Origin of the sequence: uncultured Rossellomorea sp. (assembly GCF_947488365.1) — a bacterium.
GTDB lineage: Bacteria > Bacillota > Bacilli > Bacillales > Bacillaceae_B > Rossellomorea.
On record NZ_CANKZT010000001.1, the window covers coordinates 1,281,743 to 1,306,937 of the forward strand.

Annotated in this window: 23 protein-coding genes and 5 riboswitches; of the genes, 7 read left to right on the forward strand and 16 right to left on the reverse strand. The window is 42.2% G+C overall.

Features of this window, described 5'->3' with window-relative positions:
* Positions 1-60: 60 nt before the first annotated feature.
* The 4 genes from Q1B03_RS06625 to Q1B03_RS06640 all read right to left on the reverse strand — a co-directional run bounded on the left by Q1B03_RS06625 (position 61) and on the right by Q1B03_RS06640 (position 5,777).
* Positions 61-1,065, reverse strand: coding sequence for an LLM class flavin-dependent oxidoreductase (locus Q1B03_RS06625; protein ID WP_299739443.1), 1,005 nt, complete (start codon positions 1,063-1,065; stop codon positions 61-63).
* A gap of 108 nt (positions 1,066-1,173) precedes the next feature.
* Positions 1,174-3,540: an immune inhibitor A domain-containing protein gene (locus tag Q1B03_RS06630; RefSeq protein WP_299739686.1), complete on the reverse strand. Its 2,367-nt coding sequence runs from the start codon at positions 3,538-3,540 to the stop codon at positions 1,174-1,176.
* A gap of 345 nt (positions 3,541-3,885) precedes the next feature.
* Positions 3,886-4,959, reverse strand: a complete 1,074-nt coding sequence (locus Q1B03_RS06635) for a tetraprenyl-beta-curcumene synthase family protein (protein WP_299739445.1) — start codon at positions 4,957-4,959, stop codon at positions 3,886-3,888.
* A gap of 14 nt (positions 4,960-4,973) precedes the next feature.
* The gene (locus Q1B03_RS06640; protein WP_299739447.1) at positions 4,974-5,777 is read right to left on the reverse strand and encodes an alpha/beta fold hydrolase; all 804 of its coding nucleotides are present in this window, start codon (positions 5,775-5,777) and stop codon (positions 4,974-4,976) included.
* 85 nt (positions 5,778-5,862) lie between these two features.
* On the opposite strand from Q1B03_RS06640, the gene Q1B03_RS06645 reads away from it, so the two are divergent.
* Positions 5,863-6,378 (forward strand): gamma carbonic anhydrase family protein, encoded by a 516-nt coding sequence (locus Q1B03_RS06645; RefSeq protein ID WP_299739449.1) that lies wholly within the window; start codon positions 5,863-5,865, stop codon positions 6,376-6,378.
* A 237-nt stretch (positions 6,379-6,615) separates the two neighbouring features.
* Here the strand turns inward: Q1B03_RS06645 and metK are convergent, their stop codons facing one another.
* Positions 6,616-7,818, reverse strand: coding sequence for a methionine adenosyltransferase (metK, locus tag Q1B03_RS06650; RefSeq protein WP_299739450.1), 1,203 nt, complete (start codon positions 7,816-7,818; stop codon positions 6,616-6,618).
* Positions 7,819-8,029: 211 nt separating this feature from the next.
* Positions 8,030-8,173: riboswitch (SAM riboswitch) on the reverse strand.
* A gap of 329 nt (positions 8,174-8,502) precedes the next feature.
* Here metK and pckA point away from each other — a divergent pair.
* The gene (gene pckA / locus Q1B03_RS06655; RefSeq protein WP_299739452.1) at positions 8,503-10,092 is read left to right on the forward strand and encodes a phosphoenolpyruvate carboxykinase (ATP); all 1,590 of its coding nucleotides are present in this window, start codon (positions 8,503-8,505) and stop codon (positions 10,090-10,092) included.
* A 53-nt stretch (positions 10,093-10,145) separates the two neighbouring features.
* On the opposite strand, the gene Q1B03_RS06660 is transcribed toward pckA, so the two are convergent.
* Positions 10,146-10,295 (reverse strand): lmo0937 family membrane protein, encoded by a 150-nt coding sequence (locus Q1B03_RS06660; protein ID WP_299739454.1) that lies wholly within the window; start codon positions 10,293-10,295, stop codon positions 10,146-10,148.
* A gap of 232 nt (positions 10,296-10,527) precedes the next feature.
* Between Q1B03_RS06660 and Q1B03_RS06665 the strand changes: the two genes are divergently transcribed.
* Positions 10,528-11,316 (forward strand): GNAT family N-acetyltransferase, encoded by a 789-nt coding sequence (locus tag Q1B03_RS06665; protein WP_299739456.1) that lies wholly within the window; start codon positions 10,528-10,530, stop codon positions 11,314-11,316.
* 43 nt (positions 11,317-11,359) lie between these two features.
* Here Q1B03_RS06665 and Q1B03_RS06670 read toward each other — a convergent pair whose 3' ends face one another.
* The 7 genes from Q1B03_RS06670 to Q1B03_RS06700 form a co-directional block, all read right to left on the reverse strand.
* A complete protein-coding gene (locus Q1B03_RS06670) occupies positions 11,360-11,899 on the reverse strand; it encodes a biotin transporter BioY (RefSeq protein WP_299739688.1) in 540 nt (179 codons plus the stop codon).
* 418 nt (positions 11,900-12,317) lie between these two features.
* Complete coding sequence (gene metE, locus Q1B03_RS06675) at positions 12,318-14,618, reverse strand: 5-methyltetrahydropteroyltriglutamate--homocysteine S-methyltransferase (protein WP_299739458.1); 2,301 nt, start codon at positions 14,616-14,618, stop codon at positions 12,318-12,320.
* Positions 14,619-14,770: 152 nt separating this feature from the next.
* A riboswitch (cobalamin riboswitch) is annotated at positions 14,771-14,956 on the reverse strand.
* Positions 14,957-15,025: 69 nt separating this feature from the next.
* A riboswitch (SAM riboswitch) is annotated at positions 15,026-15,136 on the reverse strand.
* Between the two features lie 97 nt (positions 15,137-15,233).
* Entirely contained in the window at positions 15,234-15,431 is a 198-nt protein-coding gene (locus Q1B03_RS06680) for a hypothetical protein (protein WP_299739460.1), read from the reverse strand.
* Positions 15,409-17,166, reverse strand: a complete 1,758-nt coding sequence (thiC, locus tag Q1B03_RS06685; protein ID WP_299739462.1) for a phosphomethylpyrimidine synthase ThiC — start codon at positions 17,164-17,166, stop codon at positions 15,409-15,411. Before thiC ends, Q1B03_RS06680 begins: the two co-directional genes overlap by 23 nt.
* A gap of 148 nt (positions 17,167-17,314) precedes the next feature.
* Positions 17,315-17,431: riboswitch (TPP riboswitch) on the reverse strand.
* Positions 17,432-17,513: 82 nt separating this feature from the next.
* Entirely contained in the window at positions 17,514-18,206 is a 693-nt protein-coding gene (locus Q1B03_RS06690) for a copper homeostasis protein CutC (RefSeq protein WP_299739464.1), read from the reverse strand.
* 219 nt (positions 18,207-18,425) lie between these two features.
* The gene (locus Q1B03_RS06695; protein WP_299739466.1) at positions 18,426-19,364 is read right to left on the reverse strand and encodes an ABC transporter substrate-binding protein; all 939 of its coding nucleotides are present in this window, start codon (positions 19,362-19,364) and stop codon (positions 18,426-18,428) included.
* A 20-nt stretch (positions 19,365-19,384) separates the two neighbouring features.
* A complete protein-coding gene (locus Q1B03_RS06700) occupies positions 19,385-19,906 on the reverse strand; it encodes a hypothetical protein (RefSeq protein ID WP_299739468.1) in 522 nt (173 codons plus the stop codon).
* A gap of 166 nt (positions 19,907-20,072) precedes the next feature.
* Positions 20,073-20,260: riboswitch (cobalamin riboswitch) on the reverse strand.
* 131 nt (positions 20,261-20,391) lie between these two features.
* Between Q1B03_RS06700 and Q1B03_RS06705 the strand changes: the two genes are divergently transcribed.
* Positions 20,392-20,724: a hypothetical protein gene (locus Q1B03_RS06705; protein ID WP_299739470.1), complete on the forward strand. Its 333-nt coding sequence runs from the start codon at positions 20,392-20,394 to the stop codon at positions 20,722-20,724.
* Positions 20,725-20,764: 40 nt separating this feature from the next.
* Here the strand turns inward: Q1B03_RS06705 and Q1B03_RS06710 are convergent, their stop codons facing one another.
* Both Q1B03_RS06710 and Q1B03_RS06715 read right to left on the reverse strand, forming a co-directional pair.
* Positions 20,765-21,007, reverse strand: a complete 243-nt coding sequence (locus Q1B03_RS06710) for a DUF2584 domain-containing protein (RefSeq protein WP_299739472.1) — start codon at positions 21,005-21,007, stop codon at positions 20,765-20,767.
* A gap of 27 nt (positions 21,008-21,034) precedes the next feature.
* Entirely contained in the window at positions 21,035-21,835 is an 801-nt protein-coding gene (locus Q1B03_RS06715; RefSeq protein WP_299739474.1) for a S9 family peptidase, read from the reverse strand.
* Positions 21,836-22,053: 218 nt separating this feature from the next.
* On the opposite strand from Q1B03_RS06715, the gene Q1B03_RS06720 reads away from it, so the two are divergent.
* From Q1B03_RS06720 to Q1B03_RS06730, 3 genes are all read left to right on the forward strand, one after another.
* On the forward strand, positions 22,054-23,055 hold the full coding sequence (locus Q1B03_RS06720) for an ABC transporter substrate-binding protein (RefSeq protein ID WP_299739476.1): 1,002 nt from the start codon (positions 22,054-22,056) through the stop codon (positions 23,053-23,055).
* 76 nt (positions 23,056-23,131) lie between these two features.
* A complete protein-coding gene (locus Q1B03_RS06725) occupies positions 23,132-23,908 on the forward strand; it encodes an ABC transporter ATP-binding protein (RefSeq protein ID WP_299739478.1) in 777 nt (258 codons plus the stop codon).
* Entirely contained in the window at positions 23,889-24,689 is an 801-nt protein-coding gene (locus tag Q1B03_RS06730) for an ABC transporter permease (RefSeq protein WP_299739480.1), read from the forward strand. Before Q1B03_RS06725 ends, Q1B03_RS06730 begins: the two co-directional genes overlap by 20 nt.
* Here Q1B03_RS06730 and ytkD read toward each other — a convergent pair.
* The gene (ytkD, locus tag Q1B03_RS06735) at positions 24,679-25,152 is read right to left on the reverse strand and encodes an RNA deprotection pyrophosphohydrolase (RefSeq protein WP_299739482.1); all 474 of its coding nucleotides are present in this window, start codon (positions 25,150-25,152) and stop codon (positions 24,679-24,681) included. The genes Q1B03_RS06730 and ytkD overlap by 11 nt on opposite strands.
* Positions 25,153-25,195 lie beyond the last annotated feature (43 nt).

Here is a 25,195-nt window from a genome sequence, read left to right on the forward strand (position 1 = left end):
AGTCCTGAAGCTGGCCAATAAAAAAATAGGGACGGACCTTTTCGAGGTCCGTCCCTATTCTTATAACAGTTCGTTTGCGATTAATTGGAATGATTTGAGTTTGTCCTGGAAGTCGTAAGTGATGCTGACGAGCATGATTTCATCTGTTCCGTACTGTTCACTGAGTGAATGTAGTTGTTCCTTCACTTTTTTAGGATTGCCCACGACCATCCGTTTACGATTTTCGCGGACTCTCATTTCTTCAAATGGCGTGTACTGATAAGCTGCCGCTTTTTCAGGACTTGGTGTGCCGTTTGAACGCATGCCTTGTTCAATCATTAAGATCGCTAAGTCTATGCTGGATGCCACTCTTTCTGCTTCTTCATCCGTTTCAGCACAGATGGCAAACACGGCCACGATGTTTTTGGGCTCCTTCAAGTATTCGGAAGGAACAAAGTTATTCCTGTAAGCCTGAGTATATTGAGGGCCGCCCTCCCCGTTTATAAACTGGGCAAAGGTATAAGGTAATCCCTTTTGTGCCGCCAGCATCGCACTGGATGGGCTTGAACCGAGCATCCATACTTCCGGCATCGTTTCGATCATCGGCGCTGCCGTTAAGCCTTGGTACGGATGAGTATCTGGTAATGAATCGGTTAAATACCCAAGCAGATCATCGATTTGTTCTGGATAACGATTGACGTCCCTCGGCTTCCCGTCGTGCAGGGCCATCGTTGCCATCGGCATTCCGCCAGGTGCCCTTCCGAGTCCCAAATCAATCCGATTCGGATTCAACCCTTCAAGCAATCGGAAGTTCTCCGCTACTTTGTATGAAGAGTAATGAGGAAGCATGACCCCTCCGGAACCGACACGGATCCTTGATGTATTCTGTGCAAGGTGAGCAATCAAGACCTCCGGTGATGAACCGGCAAGACCCGTTGAATCATGATGTTCTGATACCCAAAAACGTTCAAAACCCAACTTCTCGACATGCTGTGCTAATTGTACTGTATGATGTAAAGCCTCTTGAGGGCTCATTCCTTCTGAAATGGGTGACTGATCTAAAACACTTAGCTTCAAAATGGACATCTCCTTTTATTGATGTGAGTATTATTATCAATTCCATAGTAAAAAATGTCCACTAACATGCTTAAAGGGTGACTGCCGAGGAGACAGTCACCCTTTATGTTTAATAAATTATTTGTAAAGTAACACTTTTCCTACTGTACCATCAGCACTTTGTCCTGTAACTCGGAATTTCAATCCGTAGTTCGGTACGTTACGTCCGGCGTCTACCAACCCTTTATTGCTGTAATCCGCACTGTCGTTGAATAATGGATTTTGGGCAGTTTGGTTATCTTTCAAAGTGATTCCAAGAGTGTTGCTATAATCCAGGAACATTTTTTCTGATTTGTTCAAACTGAATGCAGCGTCGTGTACTTGGTAGCGTGAAGAAGCCACCGCTCCATCGCTCCAGAAGTTCGTGCTTTGGTCTGCATCCACAACACCGACAAATCCATCTCCTGGATGAACGCCAGTCCAGTTTTCACTGAATTGCTTATCCACATACCATACCACTAAACCATCGTCGAATTGCATTAAGCTCGCACCACGGCGGATGTTGGCAAGACCTTCATCTACACCGTTATGGCTGCGCCATTCCAGTAGGTAGTAATGCTCAGATCGTTTGATACCATCATTCTTATCGAAGCCGTCTAAAGTGAATTGAGGTTCTCCTTCAGCATCATCAAACAATACTTCTTTTCCATCCACTACTACAGAAAGATCATCTGCGTAGAAGCCTGGATTTGAAACAGCAGCATCTGTTACATACTCAATGGCAACTTCAACTTCTTGACCAGCATAAGCTGAAAGGTCAAATGAAGCATCAATCCATCCGTTAGAAGAACCTGTAATTCCATTACCCAGATTAGAACCATGCGGATTAGTATTCGTCGTAATATCACTTGCCACCGGCTCACCGTTCACCGTTACATAAGCATAATCCCAGTCAGTTTCAATGTCATACCAAGCTTTGAAATTGAACTTTGCAGAAGTAGCATTTGTTAAATCCACAGTAGTAGTTAAATTATTGTGTAAGTCATCTGCACTTCCAGAGAAGTATTCATTCTCACCGCTTGCCGGTTCATTGATGACCGTTTCTTTTTGTGGAAGGTTCACTTTCACTACATCGTTGTTTGTTCCTTTGGTGTTGGCTTCGTCAAGGAGTGCTTCGATTCCTTTACTAGAAACGTCCTCTAAATTAATTTCTGATCCAGTCAACCAGTTTCCTTTAGTACCTGCACTATCCACTACTGCAGAAGCCTGCAGCATTTCTTTCATATAAGGACTAAATCCTGTAGGTTTCGTTCCCGGGATATCTCCAGCCCAGCTTCCGCTTGACATGATGGACCAGTAGCTGACCGGTTCACCTGCGCCGGTATACTGAGTATCATATTCATCAGGAAGACCTAAATCATGACCGAATTCATGGGCCATGACTCCGACAGCACCGTCTTCAGGTTCGATCGTGTAGTCATAAGCAGCCATCTGCCCGCCCCAATAAGGGACAGTTGCTTCAGTTCCTGGAAGAGCATGAACCCCGCCAAGATTCCAGCGATGAGACCAGATGGCATCAGATCCTAATTCTCCTCCGCCAGCTTCTTCACCTACACCTGAGTGAATCACCATTAAGTGGTCAACCAGACCGTCTGGCTCAAGGTAATTTCCATCTCCGTCAAGGTCATAACGATCCCATTGGTCATAATCGGCAATGTTTACATCTGGATCTGCTGCCGCTGCCGCCAACGCTTCTTTTACAAGGCCACGTGCATTGACATCGCTATCATCTTCAGTAGGATAGTTTCCTCCGTATGCAGCCGCCGGTTGCTTTGCTGTATACCAGCCAGCAACTTCCCCTTCAACAGAATAGCTTCCACCTGACTGCTGTTCATAGTATTGCTTCATGGACACATAGTTTTTCCCGTCTGGACCTGTCCAACCGCCTGTACCAAACAACATATCTTGATAGTGCTCACGGGAATAAGCATCTTCACCTTCGTAATACATATCCGTTTCTTCAGGTTTCATTTCATTATGCTTTCTGTCAGGATAATCAACTAAAAGAACCAACACCTTATCCGTACGCATTTCACCGGCATACGCTTCTTCTTTCACAGACTCTGGTGAATTCTTCTTGGCTTGTCCTAATTTATTTCCTTTTCCATTCATCAAATCATTGTTTTTCATTTGTTCTTGAAGCTTCACTTTTTCAGAAGCTTCTTTTTCATGTAATTCTCCTGCTTCTTTTTCAGCAGAATCCGCTTTCGCTTTCAAGAACTTCTGCAGTGCTTTTTCAGCCTCAGCAGGTGTCGCATTTTGTTTGATTTTACCTTCTTTTTTCAACATTTCGATCAAGCGTTCGTCATTCGCAATGCCTAAATCGAAAGGCCCTCCATGCTTATGTTCGTGTTTCACCGTCGGCTTGGCTAATACATTTTCCGGTACAGTGGTTGCAGCTGATGCCGGTACCGTGAACGCCCCGACACTGATAGCGGCAGCCATGGCCATTGACAATACTTTGCGTGTCTTCAAAAAAAGTCCCCCTCTTTTTATGTAATAATTTCTCACTAATTTAAAATATACTCCACTATTCTGAAAAGTAAATATTTTCAGAATACATTGGTTATTTAGTATTACGAAATAAAATTTTTATAGATAAATAGTATGATATTCAACTGACAATACAGTAAGTAAATTGTCACAATCCCCAAAAAGCAACAATTACTTTATGTATAAATATGGTATTAAAGGTCGAAATTAGCATTCTCCACCAAACTAAAGTTGGATGAAATAGACAAAAAAAGGGACGGACCTTCGACACTCGTGTCGAAGGTCCGTCCCTCTTATTCAGGATATTTTTTTACGGTTTCTCCATTTGCGGTAGATTTTGCCGTTGATGTAGAAGAATCTGGTGATCCAACCGGCTTGTCCGATGAATTCTTTGGAGAAGGATTGTACTTTTTCTTGTTTGTTTGCCTTGTCGTCTGACAGGTAAACGCCGATGAGTCCTTTGTTGATCAGGCGGTGAAAATGGGCATGGGGCAGTTCATGGGTGTGTTCGTCTGCTTTTTGAAGGAAATGCAGCAGCCGTTCCTTTAAATGCTCATCATCCTCGTAATAGAAGCAGAAGTTCAAGTCTCCCCCCTCCTGGTCCTCATCCTGGTCGATGAAGTAATCAAGAAGAATATGCAGGCCCTGAATGTATGGAAAATATCCACGTTTGATTTTTTCTGTGTGCGACGGCTGAAAATCGCTCCGGCATGCGTATGAAACTAAACAGAAGATACCGAGTGTGGACCCGGAGCAGGCGGAAAACTCGTACCAATTCATTTCCGGAAGGTTCGAACGGTGAGTTTCAAACCAATTCTGCAGCCTTCCTACCCGTTCTTCTTTTTTTACATGTTTATGTATCTGCAAGTCGCAGTAGTATTCACAAAGTTGTACAAGATCCTTTTTGATGCTGTCATAGTGTTGTAATGCTTCAAGAACGGACTGACAGGTAAGCACTAGATCCCTCAGATACCCCCCGTCATCCTGATCCGCCCTTAAAGAATAGTAATTGACAGGGACAGCGCCCACCGTCAGGGCGTGCTTCATGGATTGATGAAGGAGGGCAAAATCGTCGGGGTCCAGGGAAACGCTTCGATCACACAGATTATCCAAATAATCGCTTATCGTTTGATAGGCGACGATGAATCGAATCGTTTCTTCTTTTCTGTCCAGTGCCAGCAGGGAAAGAATCGATCCACCTTCACAGTGAAACGTTTTATGCTCTATACTGGCAAGGGCCTGGCTTCTCAATTCCTGATTGGGGATCGCTTCTGCACGCCTCTTCCACTCATCTAACTCTTTATGAACAATCGGAAAAACATTTCGGTATACTCTTGTCATTAACGAAAAGGGATCACTTGGAATGGACACCTTTACCACCTCTTTTACAAAATGTATCCTAGCGCTTTCAAACGACTTTCAATGAAAATTTTGGAGTACTCAAATATATCTTCTCGTTCTGGTTCATTATAGATTTCATGATAGCACTTCGGCCATTCTTTGTAATGCATTTCAGATAAAGACAGTTCGTTGAACCATTTTTTCACTGCTTTTTTATCGACGATTTTGTCATCACCAGCCTGCAACACGAGCAGTGGAACGTCAGGCATTTTTTCCAGGTTTATAAAAGCCAGTTTGATCGCATGGGCGAGCTCCCTGTACCAGCGGACGGACACCTTGGTGATATAGAGTGAATCGTTGCTGTCAATTTCACGTACGTCTGCATTTCTTGTTGCCATATCGATCGTTAACCCGGATGGAAACTTCACCATGGGAGCGATCTTATTCAAACCGTGGGACAAGAGCTCGATCGGTTTTGAAGGGGTCGTGACCAAGCCTAAACAAGGTGAGGACAAGATCACACCTGCCAGGTTCACATGGGATTCCTGAAGCATACGCACCGCAACAAGCCCCCCCATACTATGACCTATCATAAATACTGGTAATTCAAATTGATATGCTGCCTGTACCCAATCTTTCACTTCCACTATATATTCATCAAAGGAATCAATATGTCCTCTTTTACTTCTTGAGGTCATACCCTGCCCCGGTAAATCCCCCATTATGACATGATAGCCTGCTGCACGCCACATTTCAATGAGCCAACCGTACCTGCCATGATGTTCCATTGCTCCATGAATGATGACGATGACTGCCTTTGCTTCTTGATCTGTTTCCCATTTCCACATGGCAATCCCTCCTTTATAGTTCTCTAATTGATTGAATTCTGCTACCATTTATTATAGTAAATATTATTGAAAGGGGTAGTAAAAAATGCTCTATCCGTATCATGATAAAAAACCAGTCATCTCTCACTCAGCTTACATTGCCGATTATGTGACCATCTCCGGGGATGTCGAGATCGGGGAAGAGTCCAGTATTTGGTTTAACACCGTCATCAGAGGGGATGTCGCTCCAACGAAAATCGGTAATAAAGTAAATATACAGGATAATTCCATTCTCCATCAGAGTCCAAATAACCCTCTTATTCTTGAAGATGAAGTAACCGTCGGCCATGGAGTGATTCTACATAGCTGCAAAATTCGAAAGAAAGCGTTAATCGGTATGGGATCCATTATTCTCGATAATGCTGAAATTGGTGAAGGAGCTTTTATTGGAGCAGGAAGCCTTGTTCCTCAAGGGAAAGTCATTCCTCCTAATACGCTGGCATTCGGCAGGCCAGCAAAAGTAGTGAGAGAGCTAAACGAACATGATATTAGCGAAATGAAGCGCATTTCCAGAGAATACGCTGAAAAAGGACAATATTATAAAAGCATCAAACCATTTTAACTTCTTATACTTGGGATACCCCATCCTTCATTAGATTACTCATGTAATATTTTCAGGTGTAACACGTGTGATTGTTTCCTCGAACAGGTTTTATCTGCCGTTTTAGAAATATATCTGCCAGTATCGGGATATGTCTGCCATGTGACACAAACTAATAAATTTCGCCGAATCAATTAGAAATGCCACTCATCAAAAAGAGACCAACACCCATAAAGTGTTGGTCTCTTTGATCTTATCTTATTCGCCTAACGCTTCTGCTTTTAATGCTTCAGCTTTGTTTGTACGCTCCCAAGGAAGATCAATATCGTTACGGCCGAAGTGTCCGTAAGCAGCTGTTTGCTTGTAGATCGGACGACGAAGGTCCAGCATTTTGATGATGCCAGCAGGACGAAGGTCAAAGTTGTTGCGGACAACATCAATCAATACGTCTTCTGATACTTTACCCGTTCCGAATGTGTCGATTGAAATAGATACCGGTTGAGCAACACCGATTGCATACGCTAATTGAACTTCACATTTTTCAGCTAAACCAGCTGCTACAATGTTCTTCGCTACGAAACGTGCTGCATATGCCGCTGAACGGTCCACTTTCGTTGCATCCTTACCAGAGAATGCACCGCCACCATGACGAGCATATCCGCCGTATGTGTCAACGATGATTTTACGTCCTGTTAAACCTGCATCACCTTGTGGTCCACCGATAACGAAACGACCTGTCGGGTTGATGAAATATTTTGTTTGCTCATCGATCAGTTCTTTCGGTACAACCGGATCGATGACATATTCCTTCAAGTTACGCTGGATTTGCTCAAGCGTTACTTCAGGGTGATGTTGAGTAGAGATAACGATCGTGTCGATTCGAACCGGCTTGTCGTTTTCATCATATTCAACTGTTACTTGCGTTTTTCCATCAGGACGTAAGTAAGGAAGAATTTCTTCTTTACGAACTTCCGTTAAGCGACGGGAAATTTTGTGAGCAAGGGAAATGGGAAGAGGCATAAGCTCTTTCGTTTCATTACAAGCGAATCCAAACATTAACCCTTGGTCACCTGCTCCGATTGCATCGATCTCCTCATCCGTCATTTGTCCTTCACGGGCTTCAAGTGCCTGGTCTACCCCTTGAGCGATATCAGCAGATTGCTCATCGATGGATGTCAATACTGCACATGTTTCAGCGTCAAAGCCGTATTTCGCACGAGTGTAGCCAATTTCACGGATTGTTTCGCGAACGATTTTCGGAATATCGACATACGTACTAGTTGTAATTTCACCTGCAACAAGTACAAGACCCGTTGTAACAGACGTTTCACATGCTACACGAGCATTAGGGTCATTGGTAAGAATTGCATCAAGAATTGAATCAGAAATTTGGTCACAAATTTTATCTGGATGTCCTTCGGTTACGGACTCAGATGTAAACAGACGACGTTTAGTTGACATCAAGGTTCCTCCTTAAGCTATTTGTTAGACTTTGATCTAACAAAACATTAAACAGATACGGTACTCATTCCCTAAGTAGTATGAAGTAAACATGGTTTTTTTATAAAAAAATCATGAATTATGTGCATTTGATCCTCTATAAACAGAAAAAACCCTTCCTCATGATTAAAGCAATAGAGGAAAGGTTTCAGATCATAGCCGCGCCTTTTCTCTCTTATCGTTCAAGGTTCATAGACCTTGCCTCAGTTTAGCACCTTCGCTTAATCGGATCGTTTCAAAGTATAAGATCCATTCACTATTTAGCAGGTTGCTGGGTTTCATAGGGTCTGCTCCCTCCACCAGCTCAGGATAAGAGTATCCGTTCAAGGAACAATGATAACGTTTAGGACTAGAGGTGTCAACTTTTTTTCGAGTGACAGGTTTAACCAATCTTTTAGCCTCTTTTTATGACTTCAACCTATTTTTCTTCATTAAAATAACCTAATGGGGTAATGAGGCTAAACATTTAGATTTTTTCTTCATATATATAAGAAGAAACAAGCTGTATTTGGACGAAAAATGTGACAAAATGAAGACACATTATAAAATTAAATAAATAGTATAGACTAATAGCTTGATTGTGTTATACTATTTTTGTGAAGTAAGCGATGCCATTAAATAAATTTATATAAAGGAAGGGTTCTAATGAATTCAGTGAGCATGTCTAATGAATTAACAGAATTACTTAACGGTCAAAATATTCAGGAACAATTATCTGTTTCCCAACTAGTTGAAAAAGTCCTTCAACGCAATGAAGGCGTTTTAACATCATCAGGTGCAGTCAGAGCAGAAACTGGTAAATACACAGGACGCTCTCCTAAGGATAAATTTATTGTTGAAGAACCATCCACGAAGGATAAGATTGAGTGGGGTTCTGTCAATCAACCCATCTCTTCAGAATCATTCGATAAACTATATACAAAAGTGATCAATTACTTAAAAGAAAAAGAAGAAGTGTTCTCATTCCAAGGGTTCGCAGGTGCAGACCCAAAACATAGACTGCCGATTCAGGTTATCAACGAATTTGCTTGGCATAATCTTTTCGCTCATCAATTATTCATTCGCCCGACAGAAGAAGAGCTAAAGGGTCACCAATCAGAATTCACAATCGTTTCTGCTCCGAACTTCAAGGCGGATCCCGAAGTTGACGGAACTCATTCTGAAACATTTATCATTGTATCATTCGAAAGAAGAATTGTCCTGATTGGTGGTACTGAGTATGCAGGTGAAATGAAAAAATCGATTTTCTCTGTCATAAACTACGTGCTTCCTGAATCCGATATCCTTTCCATGCACTGCTCTTCAAACGTGGGACGCGAAGGCGATGTGGCATTGTTCTTCGGTTTATCCGGAACTGGAAAAACGACTTTATCCGCAGACCCTAACCGCCGTTTGATCGGCGATGATGAACACGGTTGGTCTCCAAACGGTGTTTTCAATATCGAAGGCGGCTGCTACGCTAAATGTATCGGTCTGACACGTGAGAAAGAGCCACAAATCTTCGATGCCATCCGTTTCGGTTCTGTCCTTGAAAATGTTGTCCTTGATGACAATTCCCGCATCCCGGATTATGAGGATAACACATTAACTGAAAACACTCGTGCTGCATACCCTCTTCAAGCGATGGAAAACATCGTTGAACCAAGTGTTGCAGGACATCCAAATACAATCGTATTCTTAACGGCAGATGCATTCGGGGTATTACCTCCAATCAGCAAACTGACGAAAGAACAAGCAATGTACCACTTCTTAAGTGGATATACATCGAAGCTTGCAGGTACGGAGCGTGGGATCACTTCACCACAAGCAACGTTCTCAACATGCTTTGGCTCACCATTCCTGCCACTTCCTGCAACTCGTTATGCCGAGATGCTTGGGAAGAAAATCGATGAGCACAATGCACAGGTATTCTTAGTGAACACCGGGTGGACTGGTGGAGAATACGGTGTTGGTAACCGCATGAAGTTATCTTACACTCGTGCTATGGTTCAAGCAGCTCTTGAAGGCGAACTGACTCACGTTGAAACAGAAACGGACGACATCTTCGGTCTGAACATCCCTGTTCACGTTCCTGGTGTTCCTGACGAAGTGCTGCAACCAAAAAGAACATGGTCCAATGAAGCAGCATATGAAGTGAAAGCAAAAGAACTAGCCCACAAATTCAACGAGAACTTCAAGAAATTCTCAAACGTACCATCTGAAATCGAACTTAAAGGCGGTCCATCCGTTAAATAGTCTACTATACAAAGGTCCGTCCCTCATTCTTGAGGGACGGACCTTTGTTATGGTTATAATCCTTTTTTACGGCCGGTGATTCTGTTAAATAAAAAGACTACAATGGCAATAACGAGTAAGATATGGATGATGGCTCCTCCGATTTTAAAGATCCATCCGAGCAACCAAAGGACTAAAAGAATTCCAATAATGGTCCAAAGCATGAGTTTCCCTCCTAATAACTGTGATTGATGCTAAGATTCCCTATTTCCATAAATTTAAAACCATACATGGTATTTCACATATAAAAATATACAACCATTAGTAACTTCTGTTAGTCACGCTGAATTTACTCAATAAAATTCTTGCTCTCATTAAATTTTCCTAAAAATAATACTTTACTAAATATTTCTAATTTTGTATGATAATGATTAAAATTCACGGAGGGGAATCAAGATGATCAGACAACTTACAGAACAGGATCATGATATTTGTCAGCAACTCATTCAGCAGCAGCCGGCTGAAAATTTGTTTATTATCGGGGACATTGAAGCCTTTGGGTATGAACAGGATTTTCAGAAAATTTGGGGCGACTTTGATGCGAAAGGGAATTTGAGGGGAATCCTCCTTAAGTACAGAGAAAACTTCATCCCTTTTTCCATGGGTGAATTTGATGCGGAAGGGTTTGCCAGAATCATCAATGGGACTGAAGACTACAGCATCGTTTCCGGATTAAAAAGGATCGTGACGCAGGTTGAACCCTTTTTATCCAGAGAAACTAAATCAATAAGACATATGTATTATGCGAAATGTGACAACACGGAATCAATGAACCGACATGCCCTGCCTCATGTTAAACAGGCTACCCTCAATGATCTACCTCAACTTGTGGACCTATTGAACAGCATCCCTGAATTTAGTGGTGGTGATTTTTCTGTAGAAAAAAGAAAACACAGCATGGAAGCCGGTGTTTCCAGAAGCTATTACGTAGAGGAAGACGGAAAGTTTGTTTCTTCCGCCTCTACAACCGCCGAAAACAGTATGTCAGCGATGATTGTGGCAGTTTGTACCCATCCGGAGTACAAGAAAAAAGGATACGCTACGGAATGCATGACGAAGCTCTGTCGTGACGTATTAGAAGAAGGAAAAGAATTGTGCTTATTCTATGATAATCCTGAAGCAGGGAAAATTTATAAGCGAATCGGATTCAAGGATATAGGATATTGGTCTATGTATAAATTTTAGTCATAAAAAAAGTTGACTCCCAACAAAGAGTCAACTTTTTTCATTATGCTGCTGCTTTCCGATTCCCGATTAACCTCGCCTGAACCAGTCGTTGTCTTACAGTGATTCCAATCCAACTGGCCAGGAATGCTTTGATAAGTCCAACTACGATAAATGGATATACACCTGCTGCCATTGCCTGATTCCAGCTAAGATCGGCTACAAATTTAAGTTGAATGGTACCCAGGATCAACGTAATGATCATTCCGACTGTATTGGCAATCATCGCCATCGGAATGGTGAATTTGGTTTTTTCAAGAATGAAGCCTGTAAAGAAAGCCGCTACGATAAAGCCGAAAATATAGCCTCCCGTAGGACCGACCAGTACCTGTGCCCCTCCACTGAAGCCCGCAAATACAGGAACACCCACTGCTCCCAGGGCTGCATAGCAAACCATGGCAAACGCTCCATATCGGCTTCCAAGAATCGTCGCGGTAATTCCTACTGCCAATGTTTGTCCGCTGATTGGTACGAGTGGCAGTGGAATCTCGATTTGAGCGAAAATCCCCGTAATCGCAGCAAAGATGGCACAGTGAATGATCATCCTTAGTTTTTCTCCGTTCACTTTCAAATCCCCCTTGTGTATGTAAACTATGTATAACATTAAGTTAACACAATTGAAAGGATTTTGGGAAGCTTATTTTTCTTCCCTCTCGTTTTTTAACTGGGAGCATAAACATTACATATCATTTCTTTAGCCTGCCATTCTAAAGCGGTTTTTAATGTAACCCTCCCTTTTGGGAACTCATCAATCCCCTTATCACTCACCAAATATAGGATAGTGCGATTTGGCTGATGTTCATTAAATACTTGAATGATTCTTCCTATGGCTATGTATGGCATTTTCTTTCTCTCCTTATGAGCAGGACGCACTTCCTTTCACCTGCGCCCTGCGTTTTGTAAAGGTGGATCACACGAGCGTACAGCTACACTCGATCATATTTCTCTTCGTTCTCCGTCTATTATCTTTCATTTTTAAGAAGCACTTCTTCACGCACTTGTTCCGCAGCTTCCACCATGGTTTTAAGAGCTAAGACCGTCTCATCGATCCCACGTGTTTTCAAACCACAATCCGGGTTGACCCAGAATAAATGGGGATCCAGCACTTCCAGAGCCCGATGTATATTGCGGATTAATTCTTCACGTTTCGGCACCCGTGGACTATGAATGTCATATACCCCGAGACCAATCCCTTTGTCATACGTATAATCTTCAAAAACATGGATCAACTCCCCATGACTTCTTGATGTTTCAATCGAGATGACATCAGCATCCAGATCACTGATGGCATCTATAATATCTTCAAAATCCGAATAGCACATATGTGTGTGGACCTGGGTTTGCTTCTGTACAGATGAAGTGGCCAATCTGAAGGCATAAACGGCAGCCTTTAGATATTCCTCCCAATTTTCACTCTTTAAAGGCAGACCTTCCCTAAGTGCCGGCTCATCGACTTGTATCATGCGAATCCCATGGGCTTCTAATTCCTCTATCTCTTTTTGGAGAGAAAGTGCGATTTGATTCGATACTTCATATCGTGATATATCATTCCGAATAAATGACCAATTTAGAATCGTGATCGGGCCCGTTAACATCCCTTTAACCGGTTTATCGGTTAATGATTGGGCATATACGGTTTCTTTAACCGTCATCGGTTCTTTAAAATTCACATCACCGTAAATGAGTGGTGGCTTCACACATCTGGAACCGTATGATTGTACCCATCCAAACTTCGTAAATTGAAAACCATCTAATTTCTCACCAAAGAATTCAACCATATCAGTCCGCTCGAATTCCCCATGTACAAACACATCAAGACCTATTTGTTCCTGAATTTCAATCCAGCGTTTTATTTCCGCATGAATATATTGTTGATACTCCCCATCAGAAAGTTCTCCCTTCCTCCATTTCAACCTTTGCCTTCTTACTTCCTGGGTTTGAGGAAAACTTCCTATTGTAGTGGTAGGTAGAAAAGGTAATGAAAAGTACTTCGCCTGTTCCAGTTTACGAATATGGAAAGGATCCTTTCTCCCTACATTATCGGGTTGCAATTCCTCAACCTCTTCCTGCACCTCCCTATTATTGCGCAGGGGTGATTCGTTTAAATTCTTAATCGCCGTTACACTTTGAGCAATCTCATCTTCTATTGTCTCGACTCCCTCACGAATCCCCTTCGTTAAAATTGTGATTTCATGTAATTTCTCATCAGCAAATGATAGAGCGTCAATGAGAGGTGTATCAATTGCTTCTTCATTCTGCAAGGTTACAGGTACATGAAGTAAACTGCATGATGGTTGTATGATCAAGCGATCACTCGGAACATACCCTGCAATGAACGATAGAAGCGAATGGGTATCAGCAAGATTACTTCTCCAAATATTCCTGCCATCAAGAATGCCGGCAGCCAGGAATTTATCTTTAGGAAAACCAAATCTTTTCAGCGCCGCCAAATTCTTACCACGATCATGCATAAAATCTATCCCTATGCCGTCCACTGGGAGTGCTAACACCCGCTGGTACCTTTCCAAACTATCATAATAGGTTTGGAGGATGATCTTTAACCCGGGGCAGGATTCTTTAAGTGTTTGATAGACTTCTTTAAATTGATCCATCTCTTCATCCCCGATGGATGTGCACAAGATCGGTTCATCCATTTGTACCCACTCTACACCCTCTTCCTGTAAATCACGCAATACTTCAGCATAAAGAGGGACAAATTGATCAACGATGGTTTTATAGTCCCCGTTATCATACCCTTTGGACAATTTCACAAATGTGAACGGACCTAAGATAACCGGTTTTCCTTCTATACCCAGTTTTTCTTTTGCCTCCCTAAAAAAATGGAGGGGACGATTTTCCACCAACCGGGGAACGATCCCATCAAGTTCAGGGACGAGATAGTGATAGTTGGTGTTAAACCATTTTGTCATTTCCAGTGCCACCGCGTCCTTTGATCCTCTGGCCATTTCAAAATACGTTTCAAGAGAGACCTTACCCCCACCATAATGAAACCTCTTAGGAACCAAGCCGAACATGACGGCTGTATCAAGCACATGATCATATGAGCTGAAATCTCCAACCGGAATCAAATCAATTCCCTGATCCAGTTGCTTCTTCAAATGGTTGACTCGTATTTCCTCCATTTGTTCTAAGAAGGAATCCTTTTCAATCTTCCCTGCCCAAAATTGTTCCAGCGTCTTTTTCCATTCACGCTTTTCACCGATTCTTGGATATCCTAAATTTGAACTGATCACCTTACTCATTCAATCCTCACTCCTTATACTTGATATGGTTGTCATCAACAAAAAAATCTCCCTTTCAAATGAAAGAGAGATTCATACGCATCACTAACTTGAGTTGAGACAATCTTGTATTCTCAACACGTATTCCTCACCCCTCTCTATATCCACGTAGAGCATAAGCGCATACAACAGGCAGGTCTCCTGACTTAGGTTCACAGCTTCTTATCCCTTCCCATTTCAACAGAAATAGTGGTTGAATGATAAGTCGCTCCCCATTACAGTGGCGGGACCGTGCCGGATTTTCACCGGTCTTCCCTTTTAGCTGAGCATGACTCAGCACCTATTGCATTTGTCTATTTAATTTTTCTTTCATAAAAACGAAAAGCCCTCTCTTGCGAAAGAGAGGGCTTCATGTTTATGAGAATCCTCTCTTATTTTCCAAAGCAAAGTGCTTTGCAGGAATTAGCACCTTTTCAACACATCGGTTGAATGGTTGCCGGGTTTCACAGGGCCAGTCCCTCCACCACTCTCAATAAGAGTTACAAATATATTCATTTACTATTCCGAAATTTGTAATAATCGTAGCACGGTACATATAAGCTGTCAAAAGAAATTTAATTAATACCTTACACGTTTCTAATAATAGGTACTTTCTACATAATGACATTTGATACAAGATCTTGTTACATCCGTTTCATAAAAGACATGTCTGCAGTTTTCCTGAATGCTCTTCACTTCTTTTTCGAGTTGGATGACTCTCTGATTGAGCTTTACGATCTCATTCTTCAATTTCAGTACATGACAAGAAGGTTTATCGATAGATGTTTGATCCATTTTCCACAAACTCCTTCGATTTTTCTTTCAATCCTTTTTCTATTTCCTTATGAGCATCATTCATGCTAGTCTCCTTCATTCCCCTTATGTCATGTGATATTCTCATTGAACAAAATTTCGGGCCACACATTGAACAAAAATGGGCCGTTTTTGCCCCTTCTGCAGGAAGTGTTTCATCATGATACTCCCTTGCACGCTCCGGGTCCAGGGATAAATTAAATTGGTCATTCCATCTAAATTCAAATCGAGCCTTAGAAACGGCATTATCTCTGACTTGTGCCCCTGGATGGCCTTTCGCCAAATCCGCTGCATGTGCTGCGATTTTATAAGCAATGACACCTTCTCTCACATCATCTTTATTCGGTAATCCCAGATGCTCTTTCGGTGTTACATAGCACAGCATGGCTGTCCCAAACCAACCGATCATGGCAGCCCCTATGGCGGAAGTAATGTGATCATACCCCGGTGCAATATCTGTCGTTAATGGCCCCAAGGTATAAAAAGGAGCTTCATGACAGATTTCCATTTGCTTATCCACATTCTCTTTAATCATATGCATCGGTACATGACCAGGGCCTTCAATCATGACTTGTACATCATGCTTCCAAGCAATTTTGGTTAGCTCGCCTAATGTTTCAAGCTCGGCAAACTGTGCTTCATCATTCGCATCAGCAATTGATCCGGGTCTTAAACCATCTCCTAAGGAAACGGAGATATCATAGGCTTTTAAAATCTTACATATATCTTCAAAATGGGAATAAAGAAAGTTCTCTTTATGATGGGCAAGACACCATTGTGCCATGATTGAACCTCCACGGGAAACAATGCCTGTTGTACGATCAGCCGTCAGATGAATATACCTCAATAAAACACCTGCATGAATGGTGAAATAGTCAACACCCTGCTCCGCCTGTTCGATCAATGTATCCCTGTACACACCCCATGTAAGATTCTCAGCAATTCCGTTTACTTTTTCTAGTGCTTGATAGATCGGTACCGTACCAACAGGGACAGGGGAGTTTCGAATGATCCACTCCCTTGTTGTATGAATGTTTTTACCTGTTGATAAGTCCATTATGGTATCGGCACCCCAACGAGTTGCCCACGTCATTTTCTCCACTTCTTCTTCAACGGAAGATGATACAGAAGAGTTTCCGATATTCGCGTTTATTTTCACATGAAAGTGACGACCGATGATCATCGGTTCACATTCAGGATGATTGATATTGGCAGGAATGATGGCCCTGCCCTTTGCTACTTCTTCTCTTACAAATGAAGGATCAACATTTTCCCGGATAGCGATGAACTCCATTTCCGGTGTAATGATTCCTTTTTTTGCATAGTGCATTTGAGTCACATTACGACCCATTTTTGCCCGTATTGGGGTACGTTTGATAGTAGTGAACGCCTCTACGTGTGCATAAGGATCGTCTCCTTTATAGCCGTTATCTTCCGGTTCGATTTCACGTCCCGGGTAAGCGGCGACATCCTGACGTTCCAGGATCCACTCTGTGCGAACGGAAGGTAACCCTTTATGAATATCGACTTGGTAACGCTCATCTGTATAAGGTCCGCTTGTATCGTATACACGAACCGGTTCATTCTCTTCAACGCCCAAGGAAACATTCGTCCTACTCAGTTCTATTTCTCTCATCGGTACATTTATGTCTGGTCTTGATCCTCCGACATATACTTTTTTACTGTTTTTAAATTGCGTTTTTAACTCGATCGCCACTTAACTTCTCCTCCTTTTGATTGGATCTTAGAAGTTACTGCGTCAGGCATCCCATTGTTCAACAAAAGGACATGAAGACACAAAAAAGGGTCCTGAATAATCAGAACCCGAAATGTCAAAAAGTAGTAAGCGCCTCAAAACACAAATAAACGCTTCCGCACTACTTCCCTACGCTGGTATCATCCAGATCAGGTTCAAAGGGTCAAAGAACTTATGCGTTCTCCTCTCAGTCCAAGCAATTTATCGGACTCCCCTAGTAGAAATATTGATAGTATTCTATTGTATTACATACTATTTTTACCATGATTCATTCTTTTTTCCAATAGTAGTATAGTAACAAAATCAAATTAGAACATAATCACACGTTTGATTTCCATTACCTTTTCAGGGTCTATCCCGAAGTCATAGCTCCCATTATGACGGACACCTGATCCTACATGATATTCTCTTGCTTTTAGCTTGCTGTGTATTTCGCCTATATTTTCCACAGTTAAACCCGAACCCGGCATGATAGTGGGACCACCCATTTGCTCTATTTCCCTCATTTTACCAATCGCCTCCAGTCCCTTACTCACTTCAGATTTTCCGCCTGATGTGAGAATTCGATCAACGTTCAATCCTGAATGGAATATTCCTTTGCATAAGGCTACTGGATCATCAGACAGGTCGATAGCGCGGTGAAAAGTAATCGATTGACCCTTCGCACTTTGTACGATCTCCATTAAAGCGTGGGAATCAAGCTTACCTTCATGTGATAATGCGCCAAAGACGATGCCACGGCTTCCCATTTCAACCATTGTTCTAACTTGTTCCACCATGGTATGCAATTCATCAGACTGATACGAGAAAGATTTACTATGTAATCGGATCATAATCTGAACAGGAATTGAAACGGTCCTTAATACTTTTTCTATCACATGAAAATCAGGAGTTAATCCTCCCTCATGTATGGCAGACACCAATTCAAGTCGATCTGCTCCGGATGCTTCTGCAACTTTGGCATCTTCCTCATTCAAGACTATGACTTCCAGTTTGCTCATGTTGAATTCTCCTAACGTGATGATGTTACGTTAACTTTATCACAATGTTGAAGATTGTTGAACTTGTGATGAAAAGGATTTCCCCGCAAAAATATGTTGTTATTTAAAAAGACAATACTCATACGTTTGCATTACAAATCCTATAAAAAGTAACAATCTATCAGAAAAAGACAATGATTCCTCTTGCAAATCATTGTCTTCCCCATCTCCCATTCAATCTTATTCAGAAAATAAATCCGGATACACCGTTTTTGCTGTTAGCTCAACGGCTTCTCCAATACGTGGTCCTGGTCTTGACATAATGTCTGAATCCAAGAAATAGACTTGGCCATTTTGCACTGCATTTACATCTTTCCAGCTTTCCCGGGACTTGATTTCGGCTGTCGGCTCATCGACATAACCCACTGTCGTTAAAATCATATTAGGGTTCCGTTTAATGATTTCTTCTTCGCCTACTTTCACCCAGCCTTTTTGATCTACAAAAATATTCTCGACCCCTGCCGTTTCAAGTATTTCCTGCTGAAACGTTTCTGCTCCTGCTGTATAAATATCAGGGGAGGGACTGATTTCAAAATATACTTGTTCTTTTTCCTTTAGCGTGCTTACTTTTTCTTTCACATCTGAAATCTGTTGCTTGATGCCGTCTACCAATTCGTTCCCCTTCTTCTCTACTCCCATTACCGTTGCAATTTGTTCTATATCCCCATAAACATCTTCAAAGGTTTGGGCAGATTGAATGACAAATACGTTTAATCCCGCTTCCTCAAGCTGCTTCACTCCTGCATCATCTCCAGTGGTATAAGCAATGACAACTTCCGGCTTTAGTGCAATGACCTCTTCCGCATTGACTGTCATGGAATCCGACACTCTTTTAATCTCTTTCGCTTCCTCTGGATAGTTGTCGTATTCAGTTGCCCCGATTACCTTATCTCCTGCTCCTATGGCAAAGAGAATCTCTGTGTTACTCGGCTGTAAGGAAATAACGGTTTCCGGCACTTTCTCAAAGCTAATCTCTTCTCCCCTGTCATCGATGACAGAATAAGACTCATTATCAGACTTGACTTCCTTTGTGGATGTTACTTCTTCCCCATTGCTGCACCCTGCGAAAACAACCAGGATGAATGATAATAGTAAACTATTTAACCATGACTTTTTCATATTTCATCTTCCCCGCTTCTCTATATTTTGTCTTTATACGATTTACTCACAAAAGGAATTTCTTCAATCCCTTCACATTTATTCACATACACGGCCATCACAAACAGGACATTTGCCAGTAAATGAGCGTATTTAAATAGAATATTTTCCACTTTCATCTCAGTACTGACTTTATGTAAGGCACGGACGGACTTTTTTGCTTCACTGCGACAGGTATGAAGCGTACATGCGGCTGTACAGCCTTGAGGAAGGACAAAGGTTTGGATACGCTCCTCGACTTCCGACACATAACGATCGTACATTTGGCTCAATTTATTCAAGTCGTCTTCCTTGATGGCTGTCATTCCCCGGACCGAACCATTGAGGTGGTACGCCATCTCAGCTAAATATAGTAAATCGTCCTGAACTTTCGGTAAGTGCTCCGTCATTGATGACGCGAGTCCAATTTTAGTCGACAGTGAATCGGTCCGGATCTCAAAATCCACGGTTGAAACAGACTCACGCATATAGGGATAACATAAATAGCGGAAATCCTTTGCCATATGTAAGTTCCTCCTTTCTGAATGATGTTTGTGAAGCACCTATCGTATCTTCCGGGAGGTTTAAATAAACACAAAAAAACCAACCAAGAATATTGGCCGGCAGTTGTCATCCATATGAAAAAAGAGATGCTAAAAAGCCGCACCATACCCTTAACTTCCGAAGAGCATAATACGATGGAAAAAAGGCAGGTATCCTGGCTCGTGCGTCAGCCTACTCTAAGAACCTTCCCATCTGAATGATCAAATAGTGGTTTTCTTCTTATTTCGTCAGCACTTACAGTTGCGGAAACAGCTTCGGATTCACACCGAATTCCCTTTATGCTAAAGATCAGCACCTAATTTCTGCGTGGGTTTATTCACTTAAGGAACATTATACCACTTTATCCATATGAAAGATGATGAAGTTTTGCATAAAAAAACAAACATGTTGACGTACAAGCTTGAATATCTTTTGAGTATGTGAAGAAATGATAAGGAGGAAAAACATGAAGCGATTGATTGTTTTGCTATTATGCGTATTTTTGTTAAGTGCATGCGGAGACAAAAAACCTGCATCCCATGAATTATGTGGATACGGGGATATGATGGTGGTGAACAAGAAGGAATATGTGAAGGTCCCTGTGGAGAAGAAGTTGGTTCTGGATGAAAAGCTTGGATCTATTAAAGAAAAGATTGATAGTCAATATCACCCCGAGAATGATTTCTCGGCAAATATACTAAAAAAAGGGACACCCATCTATAGCGTGAAAGATCACAGCAATTATCTAATCGCCCAGACAGAGGATAATCGTTATATTTTATATGAGGAAATCAACTAAAAAGGAGGGCTGTAAGCAGATGTTTACAGCCCTCCTTTATTTAGTTCGTGGAATTCAAGGAAATCAACCGATACAGGATCGTCGTTTTCTCATCCATCCACTCCATCTTTTCGATACTGCCGTAACCACTCGGGTCACTGTGTTTCGTTTTTCTTACCTCTATCGGAATATGCATAGGGTAAAGGCGATATCCGTCCTTTTGCAGTACGAACAGATTCTCTTCTTTCCTCACTTCTTTTCCTTTTGTCACGATCATCGTGTTTAACTCTAAGCCCATGCCCATTTCGCTTGACCTCAATCCTTTTTGTATTTAATCATACACCACTGTCTTTTGATTTTTCATCCAGGTGCATAGCATGGAGACGATTTGTTGGTTCTTTCGTGGAGGGAAGTAATGTGTAAACTCTTTAAAGTATTGGGACGACACAGATTTATTCAGCTCATTCAGTCGTTTTTCTAATCTATATGCATGCTCAACTGAAACGTTCTGATCCTTTTCACCATGAATGATCAAAACGGGAGCTTTTAGGTTTTCTAACTCATATAGGGGCGTACGCCATTCATATCTTTCCGGAAATTTATTGGGACTTCCCCCTATGACTCTTTTCATCATTCTCCTGAGATCCTTCCGTTCGTCATATGTTAAGAACATATCCGAAACGCCTCCCCATGTAACAACAGAGGTAACGTCCCTGCGCTCCACGCCTGTCAGTAACGCCATTACTCCTCCACGGGAAAAGCCAAACACATGAATCCGGTTATGGACCACCCTGTGATAGTGTTTGAGCAATTCAACACCGGAAATGGCGTCTTCACGATCATCTCCAGCAAAATCTTCTTTTCCCTCTCCGCCAAGGTTTCCTCTGTAATAAGGAGCAAAAACAATGAATCCGTGAGAAGCAAATTGAGCGATTCTCGCCGGCCGGACCATTCCCACGCCTTTGATCCCCCCTCTCAGATAGAGGAACCCATCATACTTTCCACCTCCGACAGGTTCAGCCAATAAGCCTCTCACCCGGAGACCTCCGGATAGATAGGTAATTTCATATAGTTCCACATGTGGATTAGGTGAAGGAAACAATGTTTTCTTCACAATCGTTCCGTTTTTCATATTCTCTTCCTTTCAAAACGTGCATTGGGTATTCACACATTTTTTATACTCTACATAGACTATTTTAGCAAATCTCATCATCAACAGGAGATGCCGAGACGCAGCCTTCATGACCATCCTACCCTTCTTATATATAAGGATAAACAAGGCAAAGAAAGATGCACTCATCCCATTCTATCGTTACACCGGTTTCACAAAGCTTAAAGGAGGAATATTGAATGAAAAAATGGCTTAGAAGTAGCTTTGCCATGTTGCTCATCGTCATGTTAACACTCGGTTTGACAGCATGTGGAGAAAAAGAAGAAGTCGTACAAAAGGTTCGTGTAGCAGAGGTTACCCGCTCGATTTTCTATGCCCCTGAATATGTAGCCATCGAAAAAGGATTCTTCAAAGAGGAAGGGCTGGACATTGAATTGACCACTACGTGGGGTGGAGATAAAACGATGACCACCTTGCTATCGGGCGGTGCCGATATCGCTCTGGTCGGTTCAGAAACCTCCATCTACGTCCATGCACAAGGTTCGGATGATCCGGTCATTAATTTTGCTCAATTAACCCAAACCGACGGAACGTTTCTCGTCTCCCGTGAAAAAGTGGAAAACTTTGATTGGGATCAATTAAAAGATTCTACCTTCCTTGGCCAGCGTAAGGGCGGAATGCCGCAAATGGTAGGGGAATTTGTGCTGAAGCAGAACGGCATCGATCCTCAGAACGATTTAAACCTGATCCAAAACATTGATTTCGCTAATATTGCGAGCGCCTTTGCTTCGGGGACAGGGGACTACGTTCAGCTATTCGAACCAACGGCGTCCATTTTTGAACAGGAAGGAAAAGGGCATATCGTGGCTTCCTTTGGAACCGAATCAGGGCATGTTCCCTATACAACGTTCATGGCCAAAGACAGCTATATGAAAGACAACAAAGAAACGGTGGAAAAATTCACGAAAGCTCTATACAAAGCTCAAGCATGGGTGGAGGAAAACAGTGCAGCAGACATTGCTAAGGTGATTGAGCCCTATTTTGAAGACACAGAGCTTGCACTGATTGAAACAGTTGTCGATCGCTATAAATCACAAGGGTCCTTTGCGACCGATCCAATCCTTGACGAAGAAGAGTGGAACAATCTCCAAAACATCATGGATGAAGCAGGAGAGCTTCCGCAGTCCGTTGATCATGAAACGTTAGTGAATACTTCGATCGCTGAAAAAGCAGCAAAGTAGCAACAATCCTGGGGCTGACTTCACATGTCAGCCCTTCATTTACTTATAGAAAAAAGAAAATGGAGGCTGAAATACAGTGAACTTTCTATCGTTAGAATCGATCCATCATACCTACTTTTCACCCAAAACGGCCACCCATGCCCTCTCAGACATTACGCTTTCTGTAAAAGAAGGTGAGTTTGTCTCGTTTATCGGTCCGAGTGGATGCGGCAAAACCACTTTACTCTCCATTATTGCAGGACTCATCCAACCGACCGAAGGAACGATTTCATTATACAACCAACCTATCCGAAAAATGAAAAAGAAACTCGGCTACATGCTCCAACAGGATTATCTGTTTCCATGGAAAACCATCGAAGAAAATATATTTTTAGGTCTGACCATTATGGGGACCCTGACAGAAGAAAAGAGGAAGGAAGCACGTGATTTATTGACTGAGATGGGGTTAGAGGGTGTAGAAACGTCGTATCCGAGGGAACTGTCTGGAGGAATGCGACAAAGGGTAGCGCTGATTCGCACATTGATCACAGAACCTCAATTGCTCCTTTTGGATGAGCCTTTCTCTGCCCTCGATTATCAAACCAAATTGAAGCTTGAGGACCTGGTGTTTTCCACATTAAAGTCTTTTGGAAAAACAGCCATTCTTGTCACTCATGATATCGGGGAAGCCATCTCCATGAGTGACCGCATCATTCTATTCGGAGCAAAGCCAGGACGGATTCACACCACATTCGAGGTCCCGTCATCGTTAACAGGGTTAATGCCCTTTGAAGTCAGAAATCACGAAGAATTCCCGGGATTTTTCCAAACCATCTGGAAGGAGCTTGAAAAACTTGAATCACGAATCGATTAAACAAAAACACTTGGAATACATTCAATCATTGAAGAAAGAACAGCGATGGGTTTGGTTTTATCAAGCTCTTATTTTCCTTGTGTTCTTCTCTCTTTGGGAGCTCGCGAGCCGGAACAGCTGGGTAGATCCCCTCATTTTCAGCTCACCCTCGAAAATTTGGAAGCTGTTTCTCATAAAACTCGGAGACGGAAGCCTATTAGCCAACCTGTCTGTCACACTCGGTGAAACCATCATTGGATTCATTCTCGGCACCTTACTTGGAACCCTTTTAGCTGCTTTATTATGGTGGTCACCATTTCTTTCTAAAGTATTGGACCCTTATCTTGTCATCCTTAATGCCATGCCAAAAGTAGCCCTCGGTCCGATTTTAATTGTAGGGTTGGGACCCGGCTTCACATCCATCATCGCCATGGGTACCGTCATTTCCGTCATTATCACCACGATTGTTGTGTATACTTCCTTCAGGGAAGTAGATCCAAATTATTTAAAGGTCATGCAGACTTTCGGAGCAAAAAGAGGGCAAATGTTTAAAGAGGTCATTCTCCCTGCCTCATTCCCGACCATCATTTCGACACTGAAAGTAAACGTGGGCTTATCATGGGTCGGGGTCATCGTAGGAGAATTCCTTGTGTCCGCCAAGGGGCTTGGATATATGATCATCTATGGTTTCCAAGTCTTTAACTTTACCCTTGTCCTTCTATCCCTGCTTGTCATTGCCATATTCGCTACCATTATGTATAAGCTGGTTGAACAGCTCGAAAAGAAGTTGATCAAATCATAAGGTCGAGGTCCCTTATTCTCTTGAGAGCCAAGTCCACCACTTGATCTTTCATGATAAAACTAAAGGAAGGATCGTCATGGATATTGGAGAAATCACCGTTCCAAAGGACGGCTCCTTCTGTTTCCAGATAATCACCTTTGTTTATGAGCTCCTCAGCTTGAGCAAAGAAAATGGTTTTGATAAATGGTGAGTGATCATATACCTTATATTCCCCTATAAATAAAGGCCGGTTGATCACTCCCCCTGTCTCTTCATACGTTTCACGGACTGCAGCTTCTTCAAGGGTTTCTCCTTTTTCCCGCTTTCCCCCTGGAAACTCCAGACCTCTTTTTTTATGCCGTGTTAACAACCATTTCTCTTTGTAACGGCATAGAACTAACACATGGTATGATTCTTGTTGAAACCTTCCCTTTTCAAAGCATATTTCTACTCTTTTCCCATTTTCATCGATAAACTGTTCCATCTGACTTCACCTCATCCGCACACACTTTCTTTCATCTAACCAT

Excerpts from the sequence above, each read along its gene's own strand:
- Q1B03_RS06625 (WP_299739443.1), bottom strand. The coding sequence starts at position 1,065 with ATGTCCATTTTGAAGCTAAGTGTTTTAGATCAGTCACCCATTTCAGAA.
- Q1B03_RS06630 (WP_299739686.1), bottom strand. The coding sequence starts at position 3,540 with ATGGCTGCCGCTATCAGTGTCGGGGCGTTCACGGTACCGGCATCAGCT.
- Q1B03_RS06640 (WP_299739447.1), bottom strand. The coding sequence starts at position 5,777 with ATGTGGAAATGGGAAACAGATCAAGAAGCAAAGGCAGTCATCGTCATC.
- Q1B03_RS06645 (WP_299739449.1), top strand. The coding sequence starts at position 5,863 with ATGCTCTATCCGTATCATGATAAAAAACCAGTCATCTCTCACTCAGCT.
- metK (WP_299739450.1), bottom strand. The coding sequence starts at position 7,818 with ATGTCAACTAAACGTCGTCTGTTTACATCTGAGTCCGTAACCGAAGGA.
- pckA (WP_299739452.1), top strand. The coding sequence starts at position 8,503 with ATGAATTCAGTGAGCATGTCTAATGAATTAACAGAATTACTTAACGGT.
- Q1B03_RS06660 (WP_299739454.1), bottom strand. The coding sequence starts at position 10,295 with ATGCTTTGGACCATTATTGGAATTCTTTTAGTCCTTTGGTTGCTCGGA.
- Q1B03_RS06665 (WP_299739456.1), top strand. The coding sequence starts at position 10,528 with ATGATCAGACAACTTACAGAACAGGATCATGATATTTGTCAGCAACTC.
- Q1B03_RS06670 (WP_299739688.1), bottom strand. The coding sequence starts at position 11,899 with ATGATCATTCACTGTGCCATCTTTGCTGCGATTACGGGGATTTTCGCT.
- metE (WP_299739458.1), bottom strand. The coding sequence starts at position 14,618 with ATGAGTAAGGTGATCAGTTCAAATTTAGGATATCCAAGAATCGGTGAA.
- Q1B03_RS06680 (WP_299739460.1), bottom strand. The coding sequence starts at position 15,431 with ATGGATCAAACATCTATCGATAAACCTTCTTGTCATGTACTGAAATTG.
- Q1B03_RS06690 (WP_299739464.1), bottom strand. The coding sequence starts at position 18,206 with ATGAGCAAACTGGAAGTCATAGTCTTGAATGAGGAAGATGCCAAAGTT.
- Q1B03_RS06695 (WP_299739466.1), bottom strand. The coding sequence starts at position 19,364 with ATGAAAAAGTCATGGTTAAATAGTTTACTATTATCATTCATCCTGGTT.
- Q1B03_RS06700 (WP_299739468.1), bottom strand. The coding sequence starts at position 19,906 with ATGGCAAAGGATTTCCGCTATTTATGTTATCCCTATATGCGTGAGTCT.
- Q1B03_RS06705 (WP_299739470.1), top strand. The coding sequence starts at position 20,392 with ATGAAGCGATTGATTGTTTTGCTATTATGCGTATTTTTGTTAAGTGCA.
- Q1B03_RS06710 (WP_299739472.1), bottom strand. The coding sequence starts at position 21,007 with ATGGGCATGGGCTTAGAGTTAAACACGATGATCGTGACAAAAGGAAAA.
- Q1B03_RS06715 (WP_299739474.1), bottom strand. The coding sequence starts at position 21,835 with ATGAAAAACGGAACGATTGTGAAGAAAACATTGTTTCCTTCACCTAAT.
- Q1B03_RS06720 (WP_299739476.1), top strand. The coding sequence starts at position 22,054 with ATGAAAAAATGGCTTAGAAGTAGCTTTGCCATGTTGCTCATCGTCATG.
- ytkD (WP_299739482.1), bottom strand. The coding sequence starts at position 25,152 with ATGGAACAGTTTATCGATGAAAATGGGAAAAGAGTAGAAATATGCTTT.